Below are 5227 nucleotides of genomic sequence, written 5' to 3'. Positions count from 1 at the left end.
GGGCAAATGTCGGCATTAAATTCTGAATAAAAAAAAAAAAAACGTTAATTAAAGTTACAAATAAAAGAAATTTATCGATTCTACGATTCGTTACTTCATAACAAAAACGCCCGCCAGAATTGGCGAGCGTTAATCCATATTTTATTATTCATATCGTTTTCTTATAGTTTCCTCGTTATCTAAAATACTATCACTTTTTTTCATATTTCGCATAAATAAAGGAACTTTCTTTTCTACCTCTTCATTATTATTCTCTTTATCTTCCATGGCCGCTTTCTCCATGTCTTCAAAATCTTTTTGTGTTATAATCCCCTCTCGTATTTCATCATCAGAAACTATATCTTTACTCAATAACCAATGATATACATTTTCTCCCCCCACGGTAACAACATACGCCTGCTCAAATTTCCACCTAAATTTAGCCAAATAATTCATAGCGTCTACCATAGAGTAAAACTCTATTCTCTTACCAGTTTCATCTACCATAAAGTTCTTATACTGGTTCCAATAAGAACGTTTTTGCCCAAAATCGATTTGAACTCGTACTTTAGCACTTAAAAATTTCCCGGTACCAACAATTTGGCAAAACGTTTTTCGAGTTTCTTGTGCTGTCGCTGCTACTACTAAAATAGCCAACACGGTAATTAATAATAATTTCTTCATATCAGTAACTTAAAATTAGTGTATACTTTCATCTGTACCACCCGTAAGTTCTGACGGTTATATGCAGTGTAATTTTGACGATTGCAAAAATACTTAAATATGTACATTTATAAAGAATATAATCCCCAAAAATGAAAGGCAACCGCCCCAAAATACACGGTAATTCACCCAAAAACGGGCAAAAAACGAGTAAAAACGCATAAAAAACACGCTTTTTCGCGTAAAATTTTGGTCTAAATGCAGATAAACAACTGAAAAACAGTCAAAAACCGGAGAAAATTTCAAAAACTAAAAAAATGGCACCTTCCGAAGACCGAGCCGCTCAGAAGTCGGAAAGCAGTTACCCTTCCCCTAAAAGGTGAAATATGACCTCTTGGAAGATGGTACCTGTAACCTGGTAACACAAAAAACGCCGGAAAAGCAATTTTCCAGCGTTATAAGGCAATTACCTTTTGTGCCTGTTCTCTATCCATTGATCCACAAACGAATCGGCCTGCAGTGTCCGCTTGCCTCGTACTAAAGCTATCCAGCCGGGACGCATCAATAAGTATTTGAAAGCGTCGGAGAAATTGGTGGATAACATCGGTAATTTCTTGGGTGCCAGCTTTTCGGACTTCTTCACTTTGAACACTACTTTGGAATTACCCCGGTATTTGATTTCAGCCTTTGCCTTTTCTACGGAACTAACCATTTCTTTACAGTTCACCGCATCAACCAGCAAGATAGGCAGGTTCTTGTTGGTACCGCTCATAATCTCCTGCATAAAGTCGTATTCCGCATCCTGCCGGATAACTGCCTGTTTGCGGCTCTTTAGGTTTACGATCCAGCCGGTACGATTCCCGCTGCCGTCTTTTTCTATGGCGTCTTTGATCTTACCCGCGTAATCCTCCTTCTGTTTCTCAAAGTTATTACCTGCACGGTCATAGTACAAATCCAGCTCTTTGTATTCGTGGTTCTGGAAGAAGGTGAGGAACTGGTCGGCGATCTCCCGGAACCAGCCCGGCGGTATCTCAAAAAAGTTCTTATGTACCCGGTAATAAGCACCGTCCGCCTGACCGATCACCAAAGAAAGCATATTACCGAAGTCCATACCGCCTTCAATCGTTTTATCATGGTGCAGGTACCGGAGTTCCTGCGAACTGTAAGCGGCTTCCCCGGACGCGGTACCGTTATAATACTTATGTCCTTCACCAAACAACACATAGAAACGTAAATCCCTGCGAAGACCGGGACGCATACCGACCACCGATTTTTTAAATTCGTGAAGCTCCAACGTACCATTATACAACCGCTTTAAATAATCAATCGTAAGTATCTCAACATTAGCGAATGAAGAAGCGTTAAGAAAGAACGTTTGTCCTTTTCTCAACTTCAACAAAGCTCGGTCGTAATATTCAATATCCCGTTTCAAACGTTTCAACTTCAAGGGGGAAGGCTTATTTTTTCTTTCTTCTTTTAATAGAGAAATTACCAGGTCATTACGCATACTTGCCGCCTGTACTATTTTAATGATCCGTTCCGGGTCCATTTGCTTGACATACCGGAAAAACCAGTCGTACTCGTTTTCGTCGATATCCGGCATATCGGTAGTAATGGTTATCCCCAGGAATAAATGGGAATGTCCGTAAGTGATCGCATCACCGCGAAGAATAGGCATAGCACGGTTTACTTTCATTTCCTTGTCGTACTTCGCTTCATCATAAAACAGATGTATTACAGACTTTCCGGCAAGCAGCGAAGGGTTATCCAGTGATCCCATGAAAATAACGCATCCGTTCCAGAAGCTGTAAACATGCTTATAATCATCCACAATAACCGAACATTTACGCCGCCAGGATTCAGGCGGGCGGGTATCTTTTACATAGTGTACCCCTTCGATCAGGCCCATAAGCTGCCAGCCCTTCTGAACGGCCGGCATTATATTATCTTCCAGGTTACTGTAGGTATTGGCAACAAAAGCGAACGCACCGCCGGGCATTTCTTCCACACAACGGGCGGAACGCCTGGCTTGTATAACGGTCGATTTGGCCGTACCGCGCCCGTCAATAGATACAAGAATAGTAGTATCGATCCAGTCCGTCAGAACCTGGATTATATGGCCGTATTTGATTTCCACATCATCGGCGTTACTCACCTTCGTTGTCTTCCCCGAACTCTTTGATATCATACAACATACGTTTTTTCAGGTCAAAAGCTTTAATACGCGCATCCTCTTTTATATTATCACGTACAATAACAGGAATTTCCGGTATCGCGTCGATAAACTCTTCCAGTTCCTTACGGTCGATTTCAGGAACACCCAGATCCTTACGGCTGGTAGTATAAATAACCGTGCTTTTCTGTGAAAGCAGTTCCTCCGGTATTTCGGCTTGTTGATCCTTGTAACATCCGCGAAGTTCCGCCGCCAGTTTCAGCAGGTTCTTAGCCTCCTTCACATTTCCCATAAGAAAGACGGTATTCGCCCAGTTTTCGGCCTTTTCCGCATACAGGTTGGCGAAAGCCTGCGGGCGTACGTTATCCTGCGTATAAAAGAAATTGAGACTGTCGGCGTACACCTGGCGGGCCATCCAGTCCGAAAGGCCGTAAGGTTCCGACTTTAAAAGGCGGATGATACCGGCCTTTGTCACCAACTTACCATTTATACGCATACGGGCACGAAGACCCCGTACCATTTCCATAAGGCTGTAATATTCCCTTTCATCGGGCGCGAGAGCTTCCAGCGTACCGGTAGAAAGAATCCTTTGAATCTGGTTGATATCCACCTTGTCAAAGTCTATTCGTGAGGGCTTAATTAAATTCGTCGTCATCCATTTGTTCGATTAAACGTTCAAAAGTATGTCTTCTCCGTACGGCCTCCAGCTGTTTTATAGCTTCCACGTTTCCACCTTCCGCCGCTTCATGGAGTTTTATTTCAGGGGCGGCACGTGCTACGAGAATCCCTTCCCGGATCAGGAAGTTAACAGAAGTTCCCGCCGTTTCCGCATCCCGGACAAAAAGCCCGGCATCCTCCAGAGAAAGCCCCAGGGAAACGGCTATGTCTTTCAGGGAATACCCTAAAGAAGACAAACGGCGTACATCCTCTTTTTGCTGTGCATCCAGATAAATACTATCCACCACCGTTAAATCGTTCATACGCATCTTTTATTCGTTTCTGTGCGGTGAAATAATAAATTTCATCCTGTTCCATTAATACAAAGTTCCGACCGCTTTCAATGGCTGCCACGGCCGTAGTACCGGAACCGCCGAAAGTATCCAGTATCAGATCACCCGGCTTTGTACTGTCTTCAATCAGTTTACGGATTAACGCCACCGGTTTCTGTGTAGGATGAATCTTTTCACCTTCTACCTTTTTGGCACCGGACGAAAAAGACCGGATATTATCTATTACGTTTGTGGCACCGATAGAAACACCCTTTCCACAATGAAACAAAATAAGTTCATGTATAAAAGCGTAATGATTACCCGGGCCTGACTGTTTGTTCCAAACGATCATGTTTGACGCGCCTAAATACAAGTCAAACAACGGATAATAAAAAGCATACCCGCGCCAGTCTGTAAAAAAATACACGCAAGCACCGGGTTTCTTCACCCGGTTAAATTCCAGGAACAAATCCCGGTAAAAGGGTTTACAGATAGACAAATCTTTAAAGCTGCCTTTCTGCCCGTTGTGTGTCATTCCCAGGAAATAAGGCGGATCGGTTATTATACAATCTACGGAATTGTCCGGAACACGTTTCAATGCTTCCAGGCAGTCCTCGTTATAAATTTTATTTGTAATCATTGGAAAATTGTTTAAGCCGGCTTTCTTCTTTTTCTATCCGGAGGGTTAATGTTTTGAGCTGGTGTCCCAGCTCCGAACGGTCGCAAGGGTGAGAGAAACGGCCCAGGTTCTTTGTGATCCGTTGCCGTTTCCCTGTCAGACTGGCAATAAGTTCGACTACTTTTTTTTTCGCGCCTCGATTTCTTCCTCTATGGCCTTCTGTGTAGTTTCCCACTTTTGGATCAATGCAAGGGCACTCGCTTTCTTCTTCTCATCATCCCCAGCCTGTTCCAGTTTCGCCTTATTTTTTGAAAGGTTGGCGCGGGCGTTATTCAGTGCCTTTTGTATGTCGATATCCGAAAGGTTCTCGACGCCCTTACGGACGGACAAACTTTTTACCTTCTCACATTTACCCAGAATCTTTCCGTTTTCCCGGTAATATTCCAGTTCGTCCCACATATCGCGGTTAGCGATGAAGTTTTCCACAACCGCCTGCGCTTCCTGTGCTGTAGAAAGTGAACTGACATCATCCGGCGTAGCTTCCAGGCGGGCGAAAGCCTCCTTATACTTCCCGTATGCGGTAAACATGTCGGAAACAAGTACTTTCAGAATGTCGGGACAATCCGGAGAGTTCAGGAAAGTAAATTTCTCACGGAAACGTATCATTTTGGTTACGGTTTCCGGAGCTGCCTTGTATCGTTTCTCTGCCTGCTCCAGTTCCTCTTCCAGTTCTTCCACACGGTCGACATTTTCATCCATGGAAAGAACCTTATCCCGGAAATCAGACGAAACGAGTTCTTCCAC

At 43.6% G+C, this 5227-nt stretch carries 6 protein-coding genes; all 6 read right to left on the bottom strand.

Annotation, left to right across the window (positions count from 1 at the left end; all coding sequences use genetic code 11):
• Nucleotides 1-144: 144 nt before the first annotated feature.
• Nucleotides 145-663, bottom strand: a complete 519-nt coding sequence (locus tag NSB03_RS19865) for a hypothetical protein (protein WP_024988786.1) — start codon at nucleotides 661-663, stop codon at nucleotides 145-147.
• Nucleotides 664-1108: 445 nt separating this feature from the next.
• Nucleotides 1109-2830, bottom strand: a complete 1722-nt coding sequence (locus tag NSB03_RS19860; protein ID WP_128824528.1) for a hypothetical protein — start codon at nucleotides 2828-2830, stop codon at nucleotides 1109-1111.
• A complete protein-coding gene (locus NSB03_RS19855) occupies nucleotides 2790-3470 on the bottom strand; it encodes a hypothetical protein (RefSeq protein ID WP_004318181.1) in 681 nt (226 codons plus the stop codon). The genes NSB03_RS19860 and NSB03_RS19855 overlap by 41 nt, the downstream gene beginning before the upstream one ends.
• On the bottom strand, nucleotides 3451-3795 hold the full coding sequence (locus tag NSB03_RS19850; RefSeq protein ID WP_024988784.1) for a hypothetical protein: 345 nt from the start codon (nucleotides 3793-3795) through the stop codon (nucleotides 3451-3453). Before NSB03_RS19850 ends, NSB03_RS19855 begins: the two co-directional genes overlap by 20 nt.
• Nucleotides 3770-4444 carry a DNA-methyltransferase gene (locus tag NSB03_RS19845; RefSeq protein WP_136014084.1) on the bottom strand — a complete coding sequence of 225 codons (675 nt, stop codon included), beginning with the start codon at nucleotides 4442-4444 and terminating at the stop codon, nucleotides 3770-3772. The genes NSB03_RS19850 and NSB03_RS19845 overlap by 26 nt, the downstream gene beginning before the upstream one ends.
• Nucleotides 4445-4600: 156 nt before the next feature.
• Nucleotides 4601-5227: hypothetical protein (locus NSB03_RS19840; protein ID WP_257466603.1), on the bottom strand; the 627-nt coding region annotated here is incomplete at its 5' end.

This window comes from Bacteroides acidifaciens (assembly GCF_024623065.1).
GTDB classification, from domain to species: Bacteria; Bacteroidota; Bacteroidia; order Bacteroidales; family Bacteroidaceae; genus Bacteroides; species Bacteroides acidifaciens.
This window is presented reverse-complemented; position numbering and strand designations above follow the sequence as displayed.

What these genes read in the sequence shown, in the direction of transcription:
- NSB03_RS19865 (WP_024988786.1), bottom strand. Translation starts at nt 663, where the DNA reads ATGAAGAAATTATTATTAATTACCGTGTTGGCTATTTTAGTAGTAGCA.
- NSB03_RS19860 (WP_128824528.1), bottom strand. Translation starts at nt 2,830, where the DNA reads ATGATATCAAAGAGTTCGGGGAAGACAACGAAGGTGAGTAACGCCGAT.
- NSB03_RS19855 (WP_004318181.1), bottom strand. Translation starts at nt 3,470, where the DNA reads ATGACGACGAATTTAATTAAGCCCTCACGAATAGACTTTGACAAGGTG.
- NSB03_RS19850 (WP_024988784.1), bottom strand. Translation starts at nt 3,795, where the DNA reads ATGAACGATTTAACGGTGGTGGATAGTATTTATCTGGATGCACAGCAA.
- NSB03_RS19845 (WP_136014084.1), bottom strand. Translation starts at nt 4,444, where the DNA reads ATGATTACAAATAAAATTTATAACGAGGACTGCCTGGAAGCATTGAAA.